The 24502-nt window shown below is 71.7% G+C and carries 23 protein-coding genes and 1 tRNA gene; 17 read left to right on the plus strand and 7 right to left on the minus strand.

Annotated elements, in window-relative coordinates; translation table 11 throughout:
- Positions 1 to 75: 75 nt before the first annotated feature.
- The gene (locus tag EZM51_RS21235; protein WP_282568143.1) at positions 76 to 207 is read left to right on the plus strand and encodes a hypothetical protein; all 132 of its coding nucleotides are present in this window, start codon (positions 76 to 78) and stop codon (positions 205 to 207) included.
- Positions 208 to 229: 22 nt separating this feature from the next.
- Here the strand turns inward: EZM51_RS21235 and EZM51_RS12870 are convergent.
- The 3 genes from EZM51_RS12870 to EZM51_RS12880 form a co-directional block, all read right to left on the minus strand.
- Positions 230 to 302: transfer RNA gene (locus EZM51_RS12870), tRNA-Arg, on the minus strand.
- 71 nt (positions 303 to 373) lie between these two features.
- Positions 374 to 1570, minus strand: coding sequence for an ROK family transcriptional regulator (locus EZM51_RS12875; protein ID WP_136708671.1), 1197 nt, complete (start codon positions 1568 to 1570; stop codon positions 374 to 376).
- A 13-nt stretch (positions 1571 to 1583) separates the two neighbouring features.
- The gene (locus tag EZM51_RS12880; RefSeq protein WP_136708672.1) at positions 1584 to 2210 is read right to left on the minus strand and encodes an iron ABC transporter ATP-binding protein; all 627 of its coding nucleotides are present in this window, start codon (positions 2208 to 2210) and stop codon (positions 1584 to 1586) included.
- A 39-nt stretch (positions 2211 to 2249) separates the two neighbouring features.
- On the opposite strand from EZM51_RS12880, the gene EZM51_RS12885 reads away from it, so the two are divergent.
- The 9 genes from EZM51_RS12885 (at position 2250) to EZM51_RS12925 (ending at position 14565) form a co-directional block, all read left to right on the plus strand.
- Complete coding sequence (locus EZM51_RS12885) at positions 2250 to 3923, plus strand: arginine--tRNA ligase (RefSeq protein ID WP_136708673.1); 1674 nt, start codon at positions 2250 to 2252, stop codon at positions 3921 to 3923.
- Entirely contained in the window at positions 3923 to 4687 is a 765-nt protein-coding gene (locus tag EZM51_RS12890; RefSeq protein WP_136708674.1) for a DUF2993 domain-containing protein, read from the plus strand. Before EZM51_RS12885 ends, EZM51_RS12890 begins: the two co-directional genes overlap by 1 nt.
- A 348-nt stretch (positions 4688 to 5035) precedes the next feature.
- Positions 5036 to 6493, plus strand: a complete 1458-nt coding sequence (lysA, locus tag EZM51_RS12895; RefSeq protein WP_136708675.1) for a diaminopimelate decarboxylase — start codon at positions 5036 to 5038, stop codon at positions 6491 to 6493.
- Positions 6490 to 7800, plus strand: a complete 1311-nt coding sequence (locus EZM51_RS12900; protein WP_136708676.1) for a homoserine dehydrogenase — start codon at positions 6490 to 6492, stop codon at positions 7798 to 7800. Before lysA ends, EZM51_RS12900 begins: the two co-directional genes overlap by 4 nt.
- The gene (gene thrC / locus EZM51_RS12905; RefSeq protein ID WP_136708677.1) at positions 7797 to 8891 is read left to right on the plus strand and encodes a threonine synthase; all 1095 of its coding nucleotides are present in this window, start codon (positions 7797 to 7799) and stop codon (positions 8889 to 8891) included. The genes EZM51_RS12900 and thrC overlap by 4 nt, the downstream gene beginning before the upstream one ends.
- A complete protein-coding gene (gene thrB, locus EZM51_RS12910) occupies positions 8888 to 9847 on the plus strand; it encodes a homoserine kinase (RefSeq protein ID WP_136708678.1) in 960 nt (319 codons plus the stop codon). The genes thrC and thrB overlap by 4 nt, the downstream gene beginning before the upstream one ends.
- 255 nt (positions 9848 to 10102) lie before the next feature.
- Positions 10103 to 12349 (plus strand): transcription termination factor Rho, encoded by a 2247-nt coding sequence (gene rho, locus EZM51_RS12915; protein ID WP_136708679.1) that lies wholly within the window; start codon positions 10103 to 10105, stop codon positions 12347 to 12349.
- Positions 12350 to 13426, plus strand: coding sequence for a peptide chain release factor 1 (prfA, locus tag EZM51_RS12920; protein WP_136708680.1), 1077 nt, complete (start codon positions 12350 to 12352; stop codon positions 13424 to 13426).
- A gap of 179 nt (positions 13427 to 13605) precedes the next feature.
- Positions 13606 to 14565 carry a hypothetical protein gene (locus EZM51_RS12925; RefSeq protein ID WP_136708681.1) on the plus strand — a complete coding sequence of 320 codons (960 nt, stop codon included), beginning with the start codon at positions 13606 to 13608 and terminating at the stop codon, positions 14563 to 14565.
- Positions 14566 to 14801: 236 nt separating this feature from the next.
- On the opposite strand, the gene epsC is transcribed toward EZM51_RS12925, so the two are convergent.
- Together epsC and cysK are read right to left on the minus strand one after the other, a co-directional pair.
- Positions 14802 to 15380, minus strand: a complete 579-nt coding sequence (gene epsC, locus EZM51_RS12930) for a serine O-acetyltransferase EpsC (RefSeq protein ID WP_248305639.1) — start codon at positions 15378 to 15380, stop codon at positions 14802 to 14804.
- A gap of 4 nt (positions 15381 to 15384) precedes the next feature.
- The gene (gene cysK / locus EZM51_RS12935) at positions 15385 to 16320 is read right to left on the minus strand and encodes a cysteine synthase A (protein ID WP_136708683.1); all 936 of its coding nucleotides are present in this window, start codon (positions 16318 to 16320) and stop codon (positions 15385 to 15387) included.
- A gap of 102 nt (positions 16321 to 16422) precedes the next feature.
- Between cysK and prmC the strand changes: the two genes are divergently transcribed.
- Positions 16423 to 17295, plus strand: a complete 873-nt coding sequence (prmC, locus tag EZM51_RS12940; RefSeq protein ID WP_136708842.1) for a peptide chain release factor N(5)-glutamine methyltransferase — start codon at positions 16423 to 16425, stop codon at positions 17293 to 17295.
- Positions 17296 to 17308: 13 nt separating this feature from the next.
- Here the strand turns inward: prmC and EZM51_RS12945 are convergent, their stop codons facing one another.
- Complete coding sequence (locus tag EZM51_RS12945; RefSeq protein ID WP_136708684.1) at positions 17309 to 18298, minus strand: TetR/AcrR family transcriptional regulator; 990 nt, start codon at positions 18296 to 18298, stop codon at positions 17309 to 17311.
- Positions 18299 to 18427: 129 nt separating this feature from the next.
- On the opposite strand from EZM51_RS12945, the gene EZM51_RS12950 reads away from it, so the two are divergent.
- On the plus strand, positions 18428 to 19363 hold the full coding sequence (locus EZM51_RS12950; protein ID WP_248305640.1) for an ATP-binding cassette domain-containing protein: 936 nt from the start codon (positions 18428 to 18430) through the stop codon (positions 19361 to 19363).
- A gap of 5 nt (positions 19364 to 19368) precedes the next feature.
- Positions 19369 to 20169 (plus strand): ABC transporter permease, encoded by an 801-nt coding sequence (locus EZM51_RS12955; protein WP_136708686.1) that lies wholly within the window; start codon positions 19369 to 19371, stop codon positions 20167 to 20169.
- A gap of 55 nt (positions 20170 to 20224) precedes the next feature.
- On the opposite strand, the gene EZM51_RS12960 is transcribed toward EZM51_RS12955, so the two are convergent.
- Positions 20225 to 20866, minus strand: coding sequence for an HAD-IA family hydrolase (locus tag EZM51_RS12960; protein ID WP_136708687.1), 642 nt, complete (start codon positions 20864 to 20866; stop codon positions 20225 to 20227).
- 42 nt (positions 20867 to 20908) lie between these two features.
- Here EZM51_RS12960 and EZM51_RS12965 point away from each other — a divergent pair, with 42 nt between their 5' ends.
- The 4 genes from EZM51_RS12965 (at position 20909) to atpB (ending at position 24469) form a co-directional block, all read left to right on the plus strand.
- Positions 20909 to 21706, plus strand: a complete 798-nt coding sequence (locus tag EZM51_RS12965; protein WP_136708688.1) for an L-threonylcarbamoyladenylate synthase — start codon at positions 20909 to 20911, stop codon at positions 21704 to 21706.
- Positions 21703 to 23028 (plus strand): MraY family glycosyltransferase, encoded by a 1326-nt coding sequence (locus tag EZM51_RS12970; RefSeq protein ID WP_136708689.1) that lies wholly within the window; start codon positions 21703 to 21705, stop codon positions 23026 to 23028. Before EZM51_RS12965 ends, EZM51_RS12970 begins: the two co-directional genes overlap by 4 nt.
- Positions 23009 to 23485, plus strand: a complete 477-nt coding sequence (locus EZM51_RS12975; protein ID WP_136708690.1) for a hypothetical protein — start codon at positions 23009 to 23011, stop codon at positions 23483 to 23485. Before EZM51_RS12970 ends, EZM51_RS12975 begins: the two co-directional genes overlap by 20 nt.
- 204 nt (positions 23486 to 23689) lie before the next feature.
- Positions 23690 to 24469: a F0F1 ATP synthase subunit A gene (gene atpB, locus EZM51_RS12980; protein WP_248305641.1), complete on the plus strand. Its 780-nt coding sequence runs from the start codon at positions 23690 to 23692 to the stop codon at positions 24467 to 24469.
- Positions 24470 to 24502 lie beyond the last annotated feature (33 nt).

Raw genomic sequence — 24502 nt, forward strand, 5'->3', positions numbered from 1 at the left:
TCAGACGTGCGGCGCCGTCGTTTCGTTGGGGTCGGAGTCGGAGGTGCTCACCCGGTGCTGCAGTGGATGCTACTCATGGGCACCTCGTTCGTGGTCGCCGCCTACCTGCAGGTGGTGCGCGGCTACAACGCGATCGAGACCGGCCTCGGCCTCGCACTCCTCCTGCCGAAGGAGCAGACGGAACGAGCCGGATCCTCAGCGACCTGATCGGATCCGACTCATCACAACGTGCCCCCGGAGGGATTCGAACCCCCGACCTACGGTACCGGAAACCGGCGCTCTATCCCCTGAGCTACGGAGGCGCACAGTTGGAAAGACTACCACTGCGCGGGCTCCGATCCGCACACCGGCGGGGCCGTCGGACGTCGGCGCCTCAGGCCAGGCTCACGCTCGCGACCGTGTCGAGGAGCTCGTCGCGCACCTTCCCGGCGAGGAGGAGCCGCGCGCCGCGCAGCACGGGGTCGCGGTCGACGCCCGTCGCGACGACGTCGGGGCTCCAGCGGCTGATGCGCCGGATGACGCGGCCGACCTCGGACGCGAACGCGGGCCCACCGAGACTCGCCGAGGGACCGGCCAGCACGAGGCGGCCGGGGTCGAGGATCGCGAGGAGCGGCAGCGCGATGTGCGCCGCCCGTTCGGCGAGCGCGCGGAAGACCTGTTCGCGGGCCTGCTGCGACCCGGGAGCCTCGAGCGCCGCACGCGTCGCGTGGTAGCCGCTCGCCTCGATGCCGTACCGCCTGGCGAGCAGGGCCACCGCGCGTCCGCCGACGAGATCCTGCACGGTCCTGGCGCCGGGGTCGATCGCGTTCGCCTCGACCGACAGCGGGAGGAAGCCGATCTCGCCGGCGCCGCCGAAGCTGCCGCGGTGCAGGTCGCCGGCCACGTCGAACGACGCGCCGACGCCGTTGCCGAGCCACAGCAGCACGAACACGTCGCTGTCGGCGCCCGCTCCGTGCTCGCGTTCGGCGAGCGCCGCGAGGTTCACGTCGTTCTCGATGTGCACGGTGCGATCCAGCTCGGTCTCGAGGATGGCACGCAGGCCGCGCACGGGCCAGCCGGGCAGCGTCTCGCTGAACAGCTCGCCGGTCTCGCCGGGGTCGACGTAGCCGGGGATGCCGATGCACACCGAGTGCACCTCGGCGGGGTCGGTGCCGGCGGCGGCGCTCGCCTCGGCGATCGCCCGCATCACCTCGTCGACCGGCGAGCGTTCGGTCGGGTCGCGTGGCAGGCCGAACCGCACGACCGGCCGCTCTGCGCCGGTCGCGTCGACCACGGTCGCGCGCAGCTCGAAGGCGTCGAGATCGAGGGCGACGCCGAGCGGACGGTCGGTTCGCGCGGCGTAGACGACGGCGCTGCGGCCCGCCGACCCCGACGTGCGACCACGCTCCTCGATCACCCCCGCGGCGAGGAGCCGAGACATCATCTGCGAGGCCGTGGGCTTCGAGACCCCGACCAGCTCGCAGATCCGGTTGCGGGTCAGCGGCCCCTGCTCGAGGAGCACCGCGAGTCCGGCGCGATCGTTCACGGCGCCCAGCCAGGAGGGCGTGCCCGTCGCGGAGTTGGCCGTCACCGTCGTCGTCCGATCAGGCGGCCGGCAGGTTCTGGAGCACCGACGCCACGAGCTGCTGCGCGTCGCCGGGTTCGAACAGGGCGGGGGAGTCGATCACGATCCAGTACGGACCGCTGAACACCTGCGCCTCGCCGGAGCCGCCGACCACGTGGAAGTAGCCCTCGACCTCCGGGGGCGTACCGTATGTCGGCACGGGCTTGCTCGTCAGCGCCGCGTCGTTCCGGCGTGCCTCACCGGCCTGCTCGGTCGGCGTGGCGACGGCGATCTCGATGACGTCGCCGCTCGTCTGGTTGAGGTAGCCGCACGCGGTGCCCGCGTCCTCCTCGACCGCCGTGACGATCGCGGCCGCCTGCGGCTGGTAGCCGGGGTCGACGCCGAAGTTCGGGTTGAACGCGTAGAGCTGGTCGGCGGTGATGAGCGCGTCGCAGGCGATCTCGAACGGGATGGGCGGCTCCGCCGTCTCGGTCGGCGGCGCCGGCACGCTCGTCTCGCTCGGGTTCGCCGGCACGGTGGTCGGGGCGGCCGTGTCGGTCGGTCCCGGCATCCGGCCGGTGCATCCCGCCAGCAGGGCGACGGATGCCGCGGCGACGAGTACGAGGCCGGCGGAGCGGGCGGTGGCGAGGCGGATCGGGCGCGGCATGTGACGAACCTTACCAACCGCGCCGGATAGGATTTGCGGGTGACTCCCGACGACCTCTCGCGCATCCTGTTCGACCTCGTGAACGGGATCGCCGAGCGACGTCGGGCGGCCGGCGAGGAGGTGCCGCTCACGCTCACGGCCGATCAGGTGACGCTCGAGCGACCGAAGCTCCGGGAGCACGGCGACTGGGCCTCGAGCATCGCCATGCGCGTGGCGAAGCCGCTCGGCGCCCGCCCGCGCGAGATCGCCACGGAGCTGGCCGCCGCGCTCGGCGACGTCGAGGGCGTCGCGAGCGCCGAGGTCGCCGGCCCCGGCTTCATCAACATCCGGCTCGACGCCGCCGCTGCCGGCGCGCTCGCGAAGACGATCGTCGACGCGGGGGCCGCGTACGGGCACAGCGACGCACTCGCCGGCCAGGTCATCAACCTGGAGTTCGTCTCGGCGAACCCCACCGGACCCCTCCACATCGGCCACACCCGCTGGGCGGCGCTCGGCGACGCGATGAGCCGCGTGCTGCGCGCGGCCGGCGCCGTCGTGGCCAACGAGTACTACATCAACGACGCCGGCACCCAGATGGACAACTTCGGCGCGTCGGTGCTCGCCGCCGCGAAGGGCGAACCCACGCCCGAGAACGGGTACCCCGGCCGGTACATCGCCGACCTGGCGGCGCACGTGCTCGAGCGCGAGCCGCACCTGCTCGAGCTGCCGCACGACGTCGCGCTGCACACCGCCAAGGAGATCGCGTACGAGCTGCAGCTCGCCGAGATCCGCGCGTCGCTCGAGCGGTTCAACGTGCACTTCGACGTCTGGACGAGCGAACGCCGCCTGCAGGACCGCGGCGACGACGGGCTCTCCGACGTCGACACGGCCGTCGAGCGCCTGCGCGCGCAGGGGCACGTCTTCGATGCGGACGGCGCGGTCTGGGTGCGCACGACCGACTTCGGCGACGACAAGGACCGGGTCATCCGGCGCAGCAACGGCGAGTACACGTACTTCGCCGCCGACGCGGCCTACTACCTCGACAAGAGCGACCGCGGATTCACGAAGAAGATCTACCTCCTGGGCGCCGACCACCACGGGTACATCCACCGGCTCAAGGCGCTCGCCGGAGCGGCCGGCGACGATCCCGAGCGGGACATCCGGGTGTACATCGGCCAGCTGGTGAGCATCAACGGCGCGAAGCTCTCCAAGCGCGCCGGCAACATCATCGAGCTCGACGACCTGCAGGCCTGGCTCGGCACCGACGCGCTGCGTTACACGCTCGCGCGCTATCCGGCCGACTCGCCGCTCACGATCGACCCCGAGATCCTCACCCGCCGCACGAACGACAACCCCGTGTTCTACGTGCAGTACGCGCACGCGCGCACGGCCGCGGTCGACCGCAACGCGGCATCCGTCGGCGTCGACCGCTCGACCTTCGCGCCCGAACTGCTCACGCACGAGACGGAGTCGGCGCTCCTCGGCGGGCTGCAGGAGTTCCCGCGCATCGTCGCCCACGCCGCCGAGCTGCTCGAGCCGCACCGGGTCGCGCGCTACATCGAGGAGCTCGCGGGCCTCTACCACCGCTGGTACGACAACTGCCGCGTGCTGCCGCTCGGCGACGAACCCGTCGGAGACCTGCACCGCACCCGACTCTGGCTGAACGATGCGACCGGTCAGGTCATCCGCAACGGCCTCGACCTGCTCGGCGTCTCGGCGCCCGAGCGCATGTGATGTCCGCGCCCACGTCCGCGCGGCCGCGCCGGCGCGCGGGGCGCCTGTGGGGGACGCTCGCCGCGATCGTGGTCGTGCTCGCGGCGCTGCTCGTCGTGGCCGACGTCGTGGCGCGCGGCATCGCGGAGGATCGGTTCGCCCAGCAGGTCCGTGCCAACCTGCCCGACGGCATCGACGGCGAGGTCGACGTGGAGATCGGCGGGTTCTCGGTGATCGCGCAGTACCTCGCCGGCACGATGGATCGCGTCGAGATCAGCGCGCCGGAGCTCCGGGTGAACAGCGCCTCGGTCGCGGTCGACGTGGTCGGCGAGGGGGTGCCCGTCGATCTCGCGTCGCCGGTGGAGTCCGTGGTCGGCACGATCACCGTCGACGAGGAGTCGCTCAACGCGCTCGTGTCGGTTCCCGCCGTCAACGGGGCGTTCACGCTCGGCGACGGCCTCGTCGGGTACGCGGGCACCATCGACATCCTGGGATTCAGCCTCGACTACACGGCGACGGCCCGCCCGACGGCGGCCGGCGAGAGCGTCCTGCTCCTGCCCGAGGGCGTCGAGCTCACGTCGGGCGCCGGCGTCGTCGACGTGTCGGTGGTCGTCGGCCGGCTGCTCGGCGACGACCCGCTCTCGATCTGCGTCGCCCAGTACCTGCCCGAGGGCGTCGAGGTGCACGACATCGCCATCTCGCCCGGCACGGCGACCGTCGAGCTGCGGGCGCAGGCCCTGATGCTCGATGAGGCGAGCCTCGCCCGCACGGGCAGCTGCGACTGACGAGAGCAGTGACTTGGCGCACGGGCGGCTGCGACTGGCGGCACGAGTTGAGCTCATCTGCACCGGTGGAAGGAACGCGCGGTGCGGATGGCCTCAACTCGGGAGCCGCACCGTGCCGGGAGACGGGCACGAGCGGTGCGGATCACCTCGACTCTCGCTCGTGAAGGTCCGGGGCGACCGGCAGAACGAGCGCGCCGCGGGGCGTCACCGATTCGGCCCGGCATACGAGCCTCGGTAGACTCGGGGAGGCCTCCCCACAAGGGCGGCACGCAGCAGGCTTCAGGAACCGATCCGGGTTCGCTCGCCGCGAGCGACCCATCGACCAGTTCCGTCCCGTGAGGTTTTCCCGTGGCATCCAGCGCAGCAGGTCCCGCATGGCTCCGCGTTCCCGATGACGCCAACGCGCTCGCCCAGCACGTCTGGCCTGCGCGCACGCACCGCGATGCCGACGGGCGGCTGGTCGTGGGCGGCGTGACGGCGACCTCGCTCGCCGAGCGGTTCGGCACGCCCCTCTACGTCGTCGACGAGACCGACGCGCGGGCCCGCGCGGCACGCATCCGCACCGCGTTCGAACGCGCCGCGGCATCCGTCGGCACCGGGGCGACCGTGTACTACGCGGGCAAGGCGTTCCTCTCGGGCGCCGTCGTGCGCTGGGTCACCGAGGAGGGCCTCGGCGTCGACGTCGCCACGGGCGGCGAACTCGCGGTCGCGCTCGCCGCCGGAGCCGACCCCGTCCGCATCGGCTTCCACGGCAACAACAAGTCGATCGCCGAGATCGAGCGCGGCGTCGCCGCCGGCGTCGGGGCGATCATCATCGACAGCGAGGTCGAGATCGAACGGGTGGCGGATGCCGCGGCGCGCGCCGGCCGCGTGCAGCGCGTGCGGCTCCGCGTGAACAGCGGTGTGCACGCCTCGACGCACGAGTTCCTCGCCACGGCGCACGAGGACCAGAAGTTCGGCGTCTCGCTCGAGCGCGCCGCGGAACTCGGCGAGCGCATCCGGTCGCACGCGTCGCTCGACTTCCTCGGGCTGCACTGCCACATCGGCTCGCAGATCTTCGACTCCGCCGGATTCGCCGAGTCCGCCGAGCGGTTGCTCGCCGCGCACGCCGAGCTCGCCCGGGTGGCGCCGGTGCCCGAGCTGAACCTCGGCGGCGGATTCGGCATCGCCTACACGTCGGCCGACGAGCCCGCGCCGATCGAGGAGATCGCACTCGGCATCGCCGAGGCCGTCGCCCGTGCGTGCCGGGCGCACGACGTGCCGGTGCCGCGACTCGCGTTCGAGCCGGGACGCTCGATCATCGGCCCCGCCGGCATCACCCTGTACACGGTCGGCACCACCAAGCCCGTGCCGATCGAGGGCGGGTGGCGTCACTACGTGTCGGTCGACGGCGGCATGAGCGACAACCTCCGCACCGCGCTGTACGGCGCGGACTACACCGTCCGCGTGGCGTCGCGGGTCTCTGAGGAACCGCCCGCGCTGGTGCGGGTGGTCGGCAAGCACTGCGAGTCGGGCGACATCGTCGTCGACGCCGACTACCTGCCGCACGACGTCGCCCCCGGCGACCTGCTCGCGGTGGCCGCGACCGGCGCCTACTGCTGGTCGCTCGCGAACAACTACAACCACGTGCCGCGTCCACCCGTGGTCGCCGTCCGCGACGGCGTCGCCCGCGTCATCGTGCGCGGCGAGACCGAGGCCGACCTGCTCGCCCGAGACGCCGGGCTCGACGCGGTCGTCGGCGGCGAGGCATCCGACCGCATGTCCGCATCCGTCGCATCCGACTCCGAAGAAGGGGCCACCGCATGATCGAGTACCGCACCATCCGCGTCGGACTGCTCGGCGCCGGATCCGTGGGCTCCCAGGTCGCCCGGCTCCTCCTCGAGCACGCCGACGAGCTCACGCAGCGCATCGGCGCGCGCATCGAGCTGGTCGGCATCGCGGTGCGCGACCCGTCCGCCCGTCGCGACGTCGAACTGCCCGCCGAACTCCTCACCACGGATGCCGAGTCGCTCATCCTCGGCAGCGACATCGTCATCGAGCTCATGGGCGGCATCGAACCCGCCCGCACCCTCGTGCTCGAGGCGATCGCCTCCGGCGCCGACGTGGTCACGGGCAACAAGGCCCTCCTCGCGAGTCACGGTCCCGAGCTCTTCGCCGCCGCCGAGCAGGTCGGCGCGCAGTTGTCGTACGAGGCCGCCGTGGGCGGGGCGATCCCGATCATCCGGCCCCTGCGCGAGAGCCTCGCGGGCGACCGCATCGACCGCATCCTCGGGATCGTGAACGGCACCACCAACTTCATCCTCGACCGCATGGACACGACGGGCGCCTCCCTCGAGGACGCCCTCGCGACCGCGACCGAGCTCGGCTACGCCGAAGCCGATCCCACCGCCGACATCGGCGGCTACGACGCCGCGCAGAAGGCCGCGATCCTCGCGAGCCTGGCGTTCCACACGAGCGTCCCGGTCGACGCCGTGCACCGCGAGGGCATCACGGGCGTCAGCGCCGACCAGGTCGAGTCCGCGAAGCGCGCCGGGTTCGTCGTGAAGCTCCTCGCGATCTGCGAGCGGCTCGTCGACGACGAGACGGGCGAGGAGGGCGTCTCGGCGCGCGTCTATCCCGCGCTCGTGCCGAGGACCCATCCGCTCGCCGCCGTGCACGGGGCGAACAACGCCGTCTTCGTCGAGGCCGCAGCGGCCGGCCCGCTCATGTTCTACGGTGCGGGCGCCGGGGGAGTGCAGACCGCGTCCGCCGTGCTCGGCGACCTCGTCGCGATCGCCCGCCGGCACGTCATCGGCGGCCCAGGCACCGCGGAGTCGACGCACGCCGAGCTGCCGGTGCTCGACATCGGCCGCATCACCACGCGCTACGCCATCACGCTCGAGGTGGCCGACGAGCCCGGCGTGCTCGAGCAGATCGCCCGCGTGTTCGCCGAGCACGGCGTCTCGGTCGAGCAGCTCCAGCAGACGGTGAGCGGCGAGGCCGAGCGGGCTACGCTGGTGATCGGGACGCATGAGGCGAAGGAGTCCGCGCTCGCCGAGACCGTCGCCGCCCTCGCCGAGAGCCCAGTCGTCGCATCCGTCGCGTCCGTCCTCCGAGTCGAAGGAGCAGTGTGAACCAGCCCACCCCCAAGGCCTCCCGCCAGTGGCGCGGCGTCATCCGCGAGTACGCCGACCGGCTCGACGTGACGGATGCCACGCCCGTCGTCACCCTCGGCGAGGGCGGCACCCCGCTCGTGCCCGCAGCGGCGCTGTCCCGCCGCACCGGCGCCGACGTGTGGGTGAAGGTCGAAGGCATGAACCCCACCGGTTCCTTCAAGGACCGGGGCATGACCATGGCCGTGACGAAGGCCGTCGAGCACGGCGCGAAGGTCGTGATCGCCGCCTCCACCGGGAACACGTCGGCGTCGGCCGCGGCCTACGCGACGCACGCGGGCATCAAGGCCGCCGTGCTCGTGCCCGAGGGCAAGATCGCGATGGGCAAGCTCAGCCAGGCCGTCGCCCACAACGCGCACCTCCTCCAGGTGCAGGGCAACTTCGACGACTGCCTCGACATCGCGCGCGAACTCGCGGCGAACTACCCCGTGCACCTCGTGAACTCGGTGAACAACGACCGCATCGAGGGGCAGAAGACCGCGGCGTTCGAGGTCGTCGAGGTGCTCGGCGACGCGCCCGACTTCCACTTCATCCCCGTCGGCAACGCGGGCAACTACACGGCGTACACGCGCGGCTACCGCGAGGACATCGCGGCGGGCAACGCGACTCGGATGCCGCGGATGTTCGGCTTCCAGGCATCCGGCTCCGCCCCCATCGTGCGCGGAGAGCCGGTGAAGCACCCCGAGACCATCGCGAGCGCCATCCGCATCGGCAACCCGGCGTCGTGGGAGCTCGCGTTGCAGGCGCGCGACGAGACCGACGGCTACTTCGGCGCGATCGACGACGACAAGATCCTCGAGGCGCAGCGCATCCTCTCGGCGGAGGTGGGCATCTTCGTCGAGCCCGCGTCGGCCATCTCGGTCGCAGGCCTGCTCGAGCGCTCGGCCGCGGGCGCGGTGCCCGCCGGCGCGCGGGTCGTGCTGACGGTCACCGGCCACGGACTGAAGGATCCCCAGTGGGCGCTGCGGCTTCCCGACGGTTCCGAGGTCCAGCCCACCGTGGTGCCGGTCGACGTGGCCGCCATCGCCGACGTGCTCGGGCTCGCGTCGTGACCGCCGCGACCGCCGCCGCGGACTCGCTCGCCGAGTCGCTGGTCGGCCGCGCGGTGCACGTCAAGGTGCCCGCGACGAGCGCGAACCTCGGCCCCGGCTTCGACACGCTCGGCCTCGCGCTCGCCCGGTACGACGAGCTCGACGTCGAGGCGACGGATGCCGCAGACCACCGCATCGAGGTGCACGGCGTCGGCGAGGGACAGGTGCCGCTCGACGAGTCGCACCTCGTGGTGCGCGCCATCGCGCACACGTTCCACCGGGCGGGCGTGCCTATGCCGAAGCTCCACCTCGTGGCGCACAACTCGATCCCGCACGGCCGCGGCCTCGGATCCTCGGGCGCCGCGATCGTGGCCGGCGTCATGGCCGCGAAGGGCCTGCTGGCGGGCATCGTGGAGTTCACCCCCGACGAACTGCTCGAGCTCGCGACCGAGCTCGAGGGCCACCCCGACAACGTCGCCCCCGCGCTCTTCGGCGGTCTCACCATCGCATGGGTGACGCCAGAGGGGCCCCGGCACAAGAAGCTCATCGTGCACCGCGGCGTCTCACCGCTGGTGCTCGTGCCCGAACACGAGATGTCGACGGCGCTCGCGCGCTCGCTGCAGCCCGAGTCGGTGCCGCACGAGGACGCCGTGTTCAACGTGTCGCGCTCGGCCCTGCTCATCGCCGCGCTCATCCAGAGCCCCGAGCTGCTGCTCGCGGCCACGGAGGACAAGCTGCACCAGCACTACCGCGCCCAGGCGATGCCCGAGACCGACCGGCTCATCCGGGTGCTGCGGGCGGCGGGGCATCCGGCGGTCGTCTCCGGGGCCGGCCCGTCGATCCTCGTGCTGGCGAGCGACCCGAGCGAGCGCGCCGACGCCATCCGCCTCCTCGAGGAGTCCGCCGACACCGAGTGGCACGCCCTGCCGCTGGCCGTGGACTTCCTCGGCGCGACGGTCACCGACGCCGCGTCCTGAGCCGCCGCGTCCGGGCGGGATCCGCCGCACCGGGCGCGTCGCGCGCACGAACCGGTCGCGGTTCGGTGTTAGGATTGCAGCGCACCCGGCAGGCGACGCAATCAGCACCGCGTCATCCGGCCGCATCGTGCACTTCCCGCAATTCATTGCTCACGCTCTCGCGCATGTCTGCGCCACCGCGCACCGACATCGCTCGTGCCAGCGATCAGCTCTCCTGGGTCGCATCTCTCGCGAACAGGGGAAAGGACATACCCAGTGACGAACGCAACCGACCACGCCGAGGTGAGCGTGGCGAACCGCACCCGACTGAGCGCCATGAAGGTCCCCGAGCTCCAGGAGCTCGCCGCCTCCCTCGGCATCGCGGGTGCCTCCAAGCGCCGGAAGGGAGAACTCGTGGACCTGATCTCCGCTCACCAGGACGCGGACATCGCCGTCGACGCACCTGACGAGGAGACGGTGACCGAAGCACCCGCCTCCTCACCCGCGAGCGAGGCACCGAGCGAGACGGCCGAGCAGGCGGAGCCGGCCGAGGCGCCCGCCGAGTCCGCCGTCGAGGCCCTCGCCGAGCCCGTGGCGCCCGCCGCGACCGAGCGCGAGACGGGCCGGCCCTCCGCCGCGGAGTCCACCACGGCGGAGACCGCAGCGGCCCAGCCCGCGGCGGTACCCGCCGACGGCGCCGCCCGCGAGGCGGGGCAGCCCGACGCCTCGATCGACACCCCCGTCGCGGCCCCGCCGGCCCGGCAGGGCCGCCAGTCGCGCCGAGTGACCACCGCGTCGACGTCGGCCCTGCAGCACGTGAACCACGGCGGCGCGGGCGTCGAGCTCGTGCCGGCCGACGCCGATGTCGCAGCGCGCGAGGCCGCGCGCGCGGCGGTGCGCGAGCAGCTCGCCGCGGCCACGGGCGAGGGCGCCCGGGGCGCGCAGCCGGCCGAGGGCGAGGGCGAAGCGGCTCCCGAGCAGCCGCGCCAGGGCCGCAGCCGCAGCCGCGGCCGCCGCGGCGGCGACCGCGCCGAGCGAGGCGGCGACGAGCAGCAGAAGTCGGGCGGCGAGGAGCGTCAGGGCCGCAACGGCCAGGGCGGCGAGCGCCAGAACGGCGACGCCGGCCGCAAGGGCGAGGAGCAGGGCGGAAAGCCCGCGCGCGAGCGCCAGGCAGAGTCCGAGTCCGGCAAGCAGCCCGCAGAGGGCCGCGGCCAGGGCCGTGAGGGTCGCGAGGGCCGCGAAGCCCAGCAGGGCGAGGGCGAGGGCGGTCGGCGCAGCCGCTACCGCGACCGCAAGCGTCGCGGCCAGGGCGCTGCCGAGGAGGTCGAGCCCGAGATCCTCGACGACGACGTGCTCATCCCGATCGCCGGCATCCTCGACGTGCTCGACAACTACGCCTTCGTGCGCACGACGGGCTACCTCCCGGGTCCGAGCGACGTCTACGTCTCGCTCGGCCAGGTGAAGAAGTACAACCTGCGCAAGGGCGACGCGGTCGTCGGTGCCATCAAGCAGCCGCGCGAGGGCGAGTCGAACAGCCGCCAGAAGTACAACGCGCTGGTCAAGGTCGACTCGGTCAACGGTCAGTCGAACGAGGAGGCCGCCGCCCGGGTCGACTTCCAGAAGCTCACTCCGTTGTACCCGCAGGAGCGCCTGCGGCTCGAGACCGAGCCGACCAAGCTCACGCAGCGCATCATCGATCTCGTCGCCCCCATCGGCAAGGGCCAGCGCGGCCTCATCGTCGCGCCCCCGAAGGCGGGCAAGACGATCGTGCTGCAGCAGATCGCGAACGCCATCGCGACGAACAACCCCGAGGTGCACCTCATGGTCGTGCTCGTCGACGAGCGCCCCGAGGAGGTCACCGACATGCAGCGCACGGTGAAGGGCGAGGTCATCGCCTCGACCTTCGACCGTCCCGCCGAGGACCACACCACGGTCGCCGAGCTCGCCATCGAGCGCGCCAAGCGCCTCGTGGAGCTCGGCCACGACGTCGTCGTGCTGCTCGACTCGATCACGCGCCTCGGCCGGGCCTACAACCTGGCCGCGCCGGCATCCGGTCGCATCCTCTCGGGCGGTGTCGATGCGTCGGCGCTGTACCCGCCGAAGCGCTTCTTCGGTGCCGCGCGCAACATCGAGAACGGCGGATCGCTCACCATTCTCGCCACGGCGCTCGTGGAGACCGGGTCGAAGATGGACGAGGTGATCTTCGAGGAGTTCAAGGGCACCGGCAACTCCGAGCTGCGCCTGTCGCGCCAGCTCGCCGACAAGCGCATCTTCCCGGCGGTCGACGTGAACGCGTCGTCGACGCGTCGCGAGGAGATGCTCCTGTCGCCCGACGAGGTGAAGATCACCTGGAAGCTCCGCCGCGCCCTCGCGGGCCTGGAGCCGCAGCAGGCACTCGAGGCCGTGCTGGGGCGCTTGAAGGAGACCCAGTCGAACGCCGAGTTCCTGCTGCTCATGCAGAAGTCGATGCCGGTCGCCAACGGCGCCGCGCACTCGCACGGGCACGAGAGCGACCACCGGTAAGTGTTCGAGTCCGTCAAGGCCCTGCTCGCCGAGCACGGCGAGCTGCAGGAGCAGCTCGCCGACCCGGCCCTCCACGCCGACCCCGCGCGCGCGAAGAAGGTGAACCGGCGCTACGCCGAGCTCAGCCGGATCGTCCACGCCCACGCGGCATGGCTGGAGGCGCAGGACGACCTCGCGGCCGCGAAGGAGCTCGCCAAGGAGGACGACGCGTTCGCCGAGGAGATCCCCGCGCTCGAGGATGGGCTCGCCCAGGCCCAGGAGCGCCTCAGGCGGCTCCTCATCCCGCGCGACCCCGACGACGGACGCGACGTGATCATGGAGATCAAGGGCGGCGAGGGCGGCGCCGAGAGCGCCCTGTTCGCGGGCGACCTGCTGCGCATGTACATGCAGTATGCGCAGTCGAAGGGCTGGAAGGTCGAGCTCCTCGACCAGAACGAGTCGGACCTCGGCGGCTACAAGGACGTGCAGGTCGCGATCAAGTCGAACGCGACCGACCCGTCGCAGGGCGTGTGGGCGCACCTGAAGTACGAGGGCGGCGTGCACCGCGTGCAGCGCGTGCCGGTCACCGAGACGCAGGGCCGCATCCACACGTCGACGACGGGGGTGCTCGTCTTCCCCGAGGTCGACGAGCCCGAGGAGGTCGACATCAGCCCGAACGACCTGAAGGTCGACGTGTACCGCTCCTCGGGCCCCGGCGGCCAGTCGGTGAACACGACCGACTCCGCGGTGCGCATCACGCACCTTCCGACGGGCATCGTGGTGTCGATGCAGAACGAGAAGTCGCAGCTGCAGAACCGCGAGGCGGCCATGCGGGTGCTCCGGGCGCGTCTCCTCGCGCGTCAGCAGGAGGAGCAGGCGGCCGCGGCATCCGATGCCCGCAAGTCGCAGATCCGCTCGATGGACCGTTCCGAGCGCATCCGCACGTACAACTTCCCCGAGAACCGCATCGCCGATCACCGCACGGGCTACAAGGCGTACAACCTCGACCAGGTCATGAACGGCGCGCTCGAGCCGATCATCGAGTCGGCGGTCCAGGCCGACGAGGAGGCGCGGCTCGCCGCGATCGGCGACGAATGAGCCGCGCGGGTCTGCGCCACTTCGGCAGGGCCTGCGCCGGCTGAAGTGGCGCAGGGCGCGCCGACCTGGCGCGCACAGAGATCGGTGACTCGTCCTCCACACGGCGGCGCACCACGAGCGCGTCCACGGGGCGGGCGGATGCCTCGTGGCGGCGCCTGCGGCCTGCGACGCTCGGGAGCATGGACCTCGACGCCCTCCCGCGCGGCCCGGGCGACGTGTTCCCGTCGGCTCGCGCCCGGTCGATCGGAGTGTCGGCGTCGCTCCTGACCGCGCGCGACGCCGGTGAACTCGTCGTGGTGCGGCGCGGCGTGTACGTGCCGACGGGCTTCGATGAGCTGCCGGCCGTCGAGCAGCATCGCACTCGCGCCTTCGCCGTGGCGCATCAGCGCCCCGGCGTGGTGTTCGCCGGATTCACCGCGGCGGTGCTTCAGGGGATGCCCGTCGTGGGCGGTGTGCCCCGCGAGGTCGTCGTGCTGGCGACGAAGAAGTCCGGTCGACGGCGCAATGGCGTCGTCGAGATCGTCCGGAGGGTCGGCACGCACGTCATGACGGCTGATGGTGTCACGACGACCTCGCGGATCGACACGCTGCTCGAGGTGGCGCGGACGCGGCCGTTGCTCACGGCACTTGCCATCGTGGACGCCGAACTGTACCGCCCGCGGTTCGGCGAGGCCGGCGCGAAGTGCACGCTGGAGGAGCTCCGGCAGGCGTTCGCGGCCATGCTGCCGTTCCCGGGCAGCCGCAGGGTCGCAGCGGTACTCGATCGGGCGACCCATCTCGCCGAGACGCCACTCGAGACGCTCAGCCGAGTCCGGATCGACGAGCTGGGTTTCCCGCAGCCCGAGCTGCAGCGGTCCGTGCAACGCCCGCGCAGTGGTTCGCTCGCGTTCCTCGACTTCGCCTGGCCCGAACACGGGGTCTGGGGTGAGGCGGACGGCGACGGCAAGTATCTCGGCAACGCGCGGCGGAACGGCGACCTTCGATCCGCCGCCGAGATCGTCCGCGACGAGAAGGCGCGCGAGAACGAGGTGCGGGCTGCGACGCGGTGGGCCTGCGCGCGATGGGAATGGGCGGATGCGTGGAAGTCCGGCCCGCTCCGCGACATCCTCCTCGAAGCCGGCCTGCCGCGGCTGCGCTGACGCGCCGCTGCCTGCCCGCCCTCGCGGCGCTGCGCCACTTGCGCGCCCATCGCGCCAGCAGAAGTGGCGCGGAGGGCACCGAAGTGGCGCGGAGCCTGAGGGGCGAGGCGGAAGTGGGCGCAGCCCACCCGCGGCTCTGCGCCACGTGCGCGCCCATCGCGCCAGTTGTGTTGGCGCAGAGGACACCGAAGTGGCGCAGAGGCGGGAGGCGCGGGGCGGCAGCGGGCAGCGCCCGCTCAGATGTGCCAGTCGTGCACGCCCCGCGCCGCATCGGCCGTCGCGGGCGAGAGCGGCCTGATGCTCGCGGGCACGCCCACGACGAGCGAGTGCGGGGGAGCGGAGCGCGTCACGACCGCGTTCGCGCCGACCGCGCTCCATGCGCCGATCACGATGTCGCCGAGGATCTTCGCGCCGGCGCCGACGGTGACGCCGTCCTCGAGCGTGGGATGCCGCTTCGACCCGGGCGGCGTGTTCCGCGGTGCCTTCCCGCCGAGCGTGACGCCGTGGTAGAGCATCACGTCATCGCCGACGACCGACGTCTCGCCGACGACGACGCCCATGCCGTGGTCGATGAAGAAGCGCCGTCCGATGGTCGCCCCGGGGTGGATCTCGATGCCCGTGAGGAACCGGACGAGCTGCGACAGCAGCCTCGCCGCCAGCCGGAACCCGGCACGCCACAGCCGATGCGTCAGGCGATACGCCCAGATCGCGTGCAGGCCCGAGTACGCGAGGAAGACCTCGAGATCGCTCCGCGCGGCGGGGTCGTGCGAGCGAGCGGTCGCGAGGTCTTCCCTGAGAGTCCTGAGGATCGGCACCCGATCAGTCAAGCAGACCTTCATACAAGACCGTCGAGAGGTATCGCTCCCCGTAGCTCGCGATGATCACGACGATGGTCTTGCCGGCGTTCTCGGGGCGCTTCGCGAGCTCGACGGCCGCGTGCACGGTCGCGCCCGAGGAGATCCCGCCGAGGATGCCCTCCTCGACCCCGAGCCGGCGAGCCATCGCGACGGCCTGGTCGATGTTCACGTCGATGATCTCGTCGTAGACGTCGCGGTCGAGGATCGACGGCACGAAGTTCGCGCCGATGCCCTGGATCTTGTGGGGGCCGGGCTGTCCGCCGGTGAGGATGGGCGACTCGGCCGGCTCGACGCCCACGATCCGCACGTCGGGCTTGCGCTCCTTGAGCACCTGGCCGACGCCCGAGACGGTGCCGCCGGTGCCGATGCCGGCGACGAACACGTCGACGCCGCCGTCGGTGTCGTTCCAGATCTCCTCGGCCGTGGTGCGGCGGTGGATCTCGACGTTGGCGAGGTTGTCGAACTGCTTCGCGAGCACCGCGCCCGGGGTGTCGGCCACGATCTGCTCGGCACGGGCGACGGCACCCTTCATGCCCTCGCCGCCGGGCGTGAGCACGAGCTCGGCCCCGTAGGCGCGGAGGAGCCCGCGGCGCTCGCGGCTCATGGTCTCGGGCATGGCGATGATGACCTTGTAGCCGCGCGCCGCGCCGATCATCGCGAGCGCGATGCCGGTGTTGCCGCTCGTCGCCTCGACGATCGTGCCGCCGGGCTGCAGCTCGCCCGACGCCTCGGCGGCGTCGACGATGGCGACCCCGAGGCGGTCCTTCACGCTGGCCGAGGGGTTGTAGAACTCGAGCTTCGCGAGCACCTCGCCCGCGGCCCCGTCGGTCACCCGGTTCAGCCGGACGAGCGGCGTGCCTCCGAAGACCTGCGTGATGTTGTCGAAGACCTTGGCCATGGTGCGTCCTCTCGGGTGCGTGCGGCGGGGTGCCGGGTTCCAGCCTACGGGCCGGGTGCCGCAGGGCACGGGTGCGTTACATTCCATTGCGTGGATGAACGGATGTCGCAGGCTCGCGCGCGAGACCTGCGCCAGGTGCGCGACGAGACGGCCGCCCGGCTCGCCGCGGCGGGCGTGCCCGACCCCGAGGTGGACGCCGAGCTGCTGATCGGGCACGTGCTCGGCCTGTCGCGCGGCGGCGTGCAGGCGAGGCTCGTGATGGGCGGCCGGCTCTCCGACGCGGATGCCGCGGCGCTCGAGCCGCTCGTCGCGCGCCGGGTGCGGCGCGAGCCGCTGCAGCACCTCACGGGCCGCGCGCCGTTCCGCTCGCTGGAGCTCGCGGTCGGCCCGGGCGTGTTCGTGCCCCGGCCCGAGACCGAGCAGGTCACCCAGCTCGCGATCGACGCGCTGCGCGCCACGGCGGAACCCGAGCCCATCGCGATCGACCTGGGCAGCGGGAGCGGCGCCATCGCGCTCGCGATGGCGACCGAGGTGCCGCACGCCCGGGTCTGGGCGGTGGAGAACTCGCCCGAGGCGTTCCCGTGGACCCGCCGGAACGTCGACGAGATCGGCGCCCCGAACCTCGAGCTCGTCTTCGGCGACCTCGCGACCGCGCTTCCCGAGCTCGACGGCCGCGCCGCCGTGGTGATCTCGAACCCGCCGTACGTGCCCGCCGCGGAGCTGCCACGGGATCCCGAGGTGCACCTGCACGACCCCGAGGTCGCGCTCTACGGGGGGCCCGACGGTCTCGACGTCGTGCGCGTGCTCTCGAAACGCGCCCTCGAACTGCTGCATCCGGGGGGCGTGCTCGTGATCGAGCATGCCGAGACGCAGTCCGCGCCGATCGCCGAGATCCTCGCCGCCGACGGCTGGCGCGCGGTCGCGCACCACCGCGACCTCACGCTGCGCGACCGGGCGACGACCGCGGTGCGCTGACGCGCGGCATCCGCTATCCCTTCCGCTCGGCCCGCTCGGCCCGCTCTCGCGCGCGCTCCTCGCGCTCGAACGCGAGCTTGATCGCCTCGCGTTCGCGCTTGCGGGCCTCGCGCAGCGCCCGCTCCGCCTCGCGGCGCGCACGTGCGGCCTCGCGCACCGCCTTGTCGCGGGGGTGGTCGAGTGCCGCGGGCGGCTCGGTCGTGCGCGGCGGTTCCCCGGCCTCCAGCCGGGCGATGTGGTGCTCGAGTCCGTCGAGGATGCGTTCGAGCCCGAACGCGAAGTCGTCGTCGAGCTCGCCGCCGTCCTGGCCGGGCGCGGCGATGTATCCGCCCGCCGCGAAGAGGGGCGCCAGATCGGGGAAGCGTTCGGGGGTCACGAACTCGGCGAGCGCCGCGAAGAAGTCCTCGCCGGTCACCTCGCTCGGGTTCGCGGCCGCCGCCGCGGCCGCCGCCAGGTCGCGGTCCTGCGCGCTCGTCGCCCGGGCGTAGCTCGTGAGCAGGAGCAGGGTCGACATCTTCTCGCCGTCGCTGAGTGGAAGCGACCGCACCTCGCGGAGGAACCAGTCGACCATGGCGAGGCTGTTCGGCGTGATCGGCGGGCCCGAGATCGGGATGTCGACGACCCATGGATGCTCGGCGTAGGCGCCTCTGAGGGCCATCACCCACGCGGTGACGCCCTCCCGCCAGGCGCGCTCGACCTCGTCGTCGGGTGCGATGGCGTCGACCGCTCGCTCCTGCATGAGGAGGATGAGGTCGTCCTTGCTCGTCACGTAGCGGTAGAGCGACATGGTGGTGAAGCCGAGCGAGGCCGCCACCCGGCTCATCGACACCGCGGCGAGCCCTTCGGCGTCGGCGATCTCGATGGCGGCGTCGACGATGCGCTCGATGGACAGTTCGCGCTTGGGACCGCGTTGCGGGTGCGCCGCGACCCCCCAGGCCAGCGCGACGGCGCGGGGGAGCTCGGGGTCGGGCAGGCGGGCCTCGCCGGGCGTGTCGCTGGTCATCGGCTCCCGTTCGTCGGTGATCTCCGGATTCGGTGTTGACGACAGTCTAGAACTGTGTATTACTTAAACCGTCGTGGATCATCTAAACAGTTTGCCACATACGCAGACTTCGACATGAACGGAGCAACCATGACCCTCGCCATCCAGGCCGTCGGCCTCCGAAAGCGCTTCGGCCGCACCGACGTGCTCGCGGGACTCGATCTCGCGGTGCCCGCCGGATCGGTGTTCGCACTACTCGGGCCGAACGGCGCCGGCAAGACGACGACCATCAATATCCTCACCACGCTCGTGCGGCCCGATGGGGGCACCGCGCACGTCGCCGGGCACGACGTCGTCGCACAGCCCGGCGAGGTGCAGCGCCGGATCGCGCTCACCGGGCAGTCGGCGGCCGTCGACGAGGTGCTCACCGCGACCGAGAACCTCGTGATGCTCGGTCGCCTGTCGGGGCTCGGTCGCCGTGACGCCCACGTCCGCGCCGCCGAGCTGCTCGGGCGATTCGGGCTCGCGGATGCCGCCGGCCGCCGGGTCGGCACCTACTCGGGCGGCATGCGCCGTCGCCTCGACCTCGCGCTCAGCCTCATCGTGCCCGTGCCCGTGCTGTTCCTCGACGAGCCGACCACCGGTCTCGACACCCGCAGCCGGCAGGAACTCTGGAGCGTCATCCGCTCGCTCGCCGATGACGGCAGCACGGTCTTCCTCACCACGCAGTACCTCGAGGAGGCTGATCGGCTCGCCGACCGCATCGCCGTGCTCGACCGCGGCCGCATCGCCGCCGAGGGCACGTCCGAGGAACTGAAGGCGCGCATCGGCGGCGACGTCGTCGAACTGCGCGACGCCGACGGCGGGCTCGTCGTGGAACTGCCGACCGACGGCACCGTGCACGGGCTGCGGGCCGCCGTCGACGAACTCGACCGCAGCCCGGCCGCGTCCGCAGACGGCGCGTCCGTGTTCATCCGCCGCCCCAGCCTCGACGACGTGTTCCTGGCCATCACCGCCCGCGACGCGGCAGTTCCCCTGAGCCCTGTCGAAGGGTCCGACCCCCGTGAACTCCTCGAGACGAAGTGACGAACATGACGACCTTCACCACCACCACCACCACCACCCGGCCACGGCTCGGCGCCGTCACGGCGGAGTCCACGTTCGTCTCCCGGAGCTTCATCCACTCCGTGCGCGACGTCGAGGCGCTGCTCATGGCCGTCGTGCTGCCGACGATGCTCATGCTCATGTTCACGTGGATCTTCGGCAACGCCATCGATCCGTCCGGCGGCTACGTCGACTACGTCGTGCCGGGCATCATCCTGCTCTGCGCGGGCTTCGGGGCCTCCTCCACGGCCGTCTCGGTCTCGCGGGACATGACCACGGGCATCATCGACCGCTTCCGCACCATGCCGATCCGCAGCGGGGCGGTGCTCACCGGGCACGTCGTGGCGAGCCTCGTGCGCAACCTCGTCGCGACGGCCGTGGTGATCGCGGTCGCGCTCCTCGTCGGCTTCCGGCCGGTCGCGACGCCGCTCGAGTGGGTCGCGGTGCTCGGCGTGGTCGCGCTCTACATCCTCGCGATCACCTACCTGTTCGCGGCGATCGGCCTCGCGGCCTCCTCGCCCGAGGCGGCGAACGGATACGGCTTCATCCTGCTGTTCCTGCCCTATGTCTCGAGCGCCTTCGTGCCCGTCGAGACGATGCCCGACTGGTTGCGGCCGATCGCCGAGCACCAGCCCATCACGCCGGTCATCGAGACGATCCGCGCCCTGCTCATGGATGCCCCGCTCGGCGACTCGGCCTGGTGGGCGGTCGGGTGGTGCGTCGCCATCATCGCGATCTCGGTCGGCTGGGGAGCGTGGCTCTTCCGCCGCAAGGCGGGCCGTCGCTGAACCGGAGCCGGGACGACGGATGCCGCGGGCCGCACGGGCTCGCGGCATCCGTCGTTCATCCGACCCCGCGCTCGGCGGCGAACGCCTCGATCGCCTCGACGAGCGCGTCGGTGTTGTAGCCGCCGTCGACTTCGAAGAGCTGGAACGCGGTGATGCCCACCGCCTCGGCGCCGCGCACGTTCGCGCCCGAGTCGTCGACGAACATCGCGTCCTCGGCCGGGATGCCGTAGCGGCTGAGCGCTCGCGTGTAGATGCGCGCCTCGGGCTTGCGCGCACCGAGCACCGCCGAGACGAGGTCGTTCGCGCCGAGCAGGCTCGCGACCTCGGGCGCGAGTTCCGGCAGCGAGTCGCGGAAGATGACGGGGTTGTTCGAGAGCAGCGACACCGTGCCGAGCTCCGCGGCCCGGCGCAGCGCGGCGATCGACTCGGGGATGGGCGTCATCGCCGCCCGGCGGGCGTCGCGCCATCCGTCGGCCGTGAGCGTTCCCCCGGTCGCCTCGTTGAAGGCCGCGAGGTACTCCTCGGTCGACGCGTACTCGCCCGCCTCCGCGGCGGCCTCGAAGCCCTCCTCCCACCATCGCTTCGCGAGCGCGTACTGGCTGACGCCCGTGAGTTCGGCCAGCCGCGGCAGCCGCCTGCGGAAGTCGTACGCGTACAGGGTCTTGTCGAAATCGAACAGGAACAGCAGCGCGGCCATCACCCGAGTATGACAAGCGCAGGGGTCTAGAATCGAGCGGTCATGACTGCCATCTACGACTGTTCGGTCGACTCCCAACTGCTCGCCGGAATGCGCCTCGCCCGTGGTGCGATCGGGCGCGGCGAACTCGTGGTGATCCCGACCGACACGGTCTACGGCGTCGCCGCCGACGCGTTCGCGCCCGCGGCCGTCGCACGCCTGCTCGAGGCGAAGGGCCGCGAGCGCACCTCGCCGCCCCCCGTGCTCATCCCGGGGATCCCCACGCTCGACGCACTCGCGAGCGACGTGCCCGAGCCGGTCCGCCGACTGGTCGCGGAGTTCTGGCCCGGCGGTCTGACGGTCATCCTGCACGCGCAGCCGTCGCTCCAGTGGGACCTCGGCGAGACGCGCGGCACCGTCGCGCTGCGCATGCCGGCCAATCCCATCGCCCTGGAACTGCTCTCCGAGACCGGCCCGCTCGCGGTGTCGAGCGCGAACCGGTCGGGCGAGCCGTCGGCCACCACCGCGGCCGAGGCGGAGGCGATGCTCGGCGACGCGGTGTCGGTGTATCTCGACGGCGGCCCCGCCGGCACCGGCTACGAGCCGATCGGGGAGCGGCCGGGCGACACGTCCTCCACGATCGTGGACGCCACGGGCCTCGACGGCGACGGGGGAGTGCTGCGCATCGTGCGCGCGGGCGTCATCACCCGCGAACGCATCGCGGCGGTCGTGGGCGAGGAACTCCTGGCGCCGGCCGAGGGCGCGGCGCCGGCCGAGGATGCGGCGTCGGCCGACGGCGTGGCGCAGGCAGAGGATGCCTCGGCGGACGCTCCCGACGAAGCGGATGCCGCCGCCTCATGACCCTCTTCCTGCTGCTCGCCCTCGTCGCGGCGCTCGTCACCTTCGGCGGCTCGGTGCTGGTGTGGAAGCTCAGCCTCAAGTACCGGCTCTACCCGAAGATCCGAGACCGCGACGTGCACACCCGGCCCACGCCGCGCCTCGGCGGCGTCGCGATGTTCGTCGGCATCCTCGCGGCGTTCGGAGCCGCGGCGTTCATCTCCTCGCTCGGATCGACGAGGTTCTCGAACATCTCGATCATCTTCCAGAACCCCGGACAGGTGCTCTCGATCCTCGGCGCCGCGCTGCTCATCGTGCTCATCGGCGTCGCCGACGACATCTGGGACCTCGACTGGACGACGAAGCTCGCCGGCCAGTTCATCGCGGCCGGCCTCATCGCCTGGCAGGGCGTCTCGATCGTCTCGCTCCCCATCGGCGGCATCACGGTCGGATCGTCGTGGATGAGCGCCACGATCACGGTCTTCGCGATCGTGCTCGTGATGAACGCGATCAACTTCATCGACGGCCTGGACGGCCTCGTCGCGGGCGTCGCGCTCATCGCGAACGGAGTGTTCTTCCTCTACACGTACCTCCTCGTGCAGCAGACCTCGCCGCTCAACTACTTCAACCTCGCGTCGCTCATCGCGGTGGTGCTGGTGGGGGCGTGCGTGGGGTTCCTGCCGCTCAACTGGCATCCGGCGAAGCTGTTCATGGGCGACGCCGGGGCGCTGCTCGTCGGCCTGCTGATGGCGACGTCCGCCATCTCGGTGACCGGGCAGATCAATCCCGGCTCCGTCGGCCTCGAGGAGCTGTTCGCCGCCTTCATCCCCATCCTCCTGCCGTTCGCGGTGCTCGTCATCCCGCTGCTCGACTTCGGCCTCGCCGTGATCCGGCGCCTGCGGGCGGGCAAGTCGCCGTTCGCCGCCGACCGCAAGCACCTGCATCACCGCCTGCTCGACATGGGCCACTCGCACCTCAACGCCGTGCTCATCTTCTATGCGTGGACGGCGGTCGCCTCCGTCGGATTCCTCCTCACCTACGTCTTCCCGCTGTTCGGCATCGATGCCGTGTGGGGCTTCGTCTTCCTCGGCGTGGGCTTCGTCGTGAGCGCCGCGTTCACGCTCGCCCCCCTCGGGCGCCGGAAGCGGCTGACGGTGGCCGCCGAGGCCGAGCCCGTCGCCGCCGAGGCCTCGGTGTACGACGAGCTCGAGACCGGCCCCATCCCGGTGCATCACATCGACCGGTTCGACGAGTCCTCGCTCGGGGCGCACCCAGCCGCCGATCCGCGCCGGCGACTAGAATCGGGCGACCCCGAACTGGAGCACCATGACCGACCCACGTCCTGAAGCCGACCGCACGCCGACCTCGAACCCCGTCCTCCGGAGGGCGCTCGCCTGGGGGGCCGCGCTCGCGTCGGCCGTGCTCGTCGTGAGCGGCATCCTCGGCCTGGTCTTCGCGGGCACGGAGGGCCTCGTGAGTGCGCTCGTCGGCACGCTCATGGCGGCGGTCTTCATGGGCATCACGGCGGCGAGCATCCTGCTCGCCAACCGGTTCGCGTCGAGCGACCTCTTCGTGGGCGCCTTCTTCGGCATAGTGCTCGGCGGATGGCTCCTGAAGTTCATCGTCTTCATCGTGCTCGTCGTGCTGCTGCGCGACGCGGAGTGGCTGAACCCCACCGTCCTCTTCCTCAGCCTGGTCGCCGGCGTCATCGCCTCCCTCGTCGTCGACGTGCTCGTGGTCGCGAAGTCGCGTCTGCCGTACGCGAGCGATGTGGAACTGCCAGAGGCCCCCCGCGACGAATGACTCTTCCGCGAGGCGAAGAGGTGGCCCGTGGAATTCGTCTGCTCGTAGAACTCTTGCTAGAGTGATGGAGATCCCCCACGGTTTCCCGCCCTGCTCCGGCATGTGCGGAAGCCGTTCCCGATGTTCGTCGTCGCGAGAGCCGAGCTCCACGCCCCGAAACAGGAGATAGCGCTGCTAGCTAACGCCCTGAACCTGCTGGTACCGATGTCCGCCGACGATGGTGAGTTCCACGGTCCGTCGATCGCGGAGTTCTTCCCGGGGCCCCTGCTCTTCGAGGGCACGCCGTTCGAGATCAACCGCATCATGCTCGTCCGCTTCATCGCGGTCGCCGCGCTCATCCTCGTGTTCTGGCTCGGCACCCGCCGCATGCGGGTCGTGCCCGGGCGTTTCCAGAGCCTCGTCGAGATGGGCCTCGACCTGGTGCGCGTGAACATCGCCGACGACCTGCTCGGCAAGAAGGACGGCAAGCGGTTCCTGCCGCTGCTCACCACCATCTTCTTCATGGTGCTGTTCATGAACCTCACGGGCGTCATCCCGCTCCTGAACATCGCTGGCACCTCGGTCATCGGCGTGCCGCTCGTGCTCGCGATCGTCGCCTACGTCGCGTTCATCTACGCCGGCGTGAAGAAGAGCCCCAAGAACTTCTTCAAGAACTCCCTCTTCCCCGCGGGGGTCCCGTGGCCGGTCTACATCATCGTCACGCCGATCGAGTTCATCTCGACGTTCGTCATCCGCCCGATCACGCTCACGCTCCGACTCATGATGAACATGATCGTCGGGCACCTCCTGCTCGTGCTCTTCTTCGCGGCGACGCAGTTCTTCTTCTTCACGGCAGGCGGCTGGTGGTCGCTCCTCGGTGTCGGCAGCCTGGCCTTCGGCCTGGTCTTCACGCTGTTCGAGATCCTCGTCGCCGTCCTGCAGGCCTACGTCTTCGCCCTCCTCACCGCGGTCTACATCCAGCTCGCGGTGGCGGAAGAGCACTGAGCCCGGGCATCCGCCCAGAACATCCCTAGGAAA

Source organism: Agromyces sp. H66, from assembly GCF_004959775.1.
In the GTDB taxonomy this organism is placed as follows: Bacteria; Actinomycetota; Actinomycetes; order Actinomycetales; family Microbacteriaceae; genus Agromyces.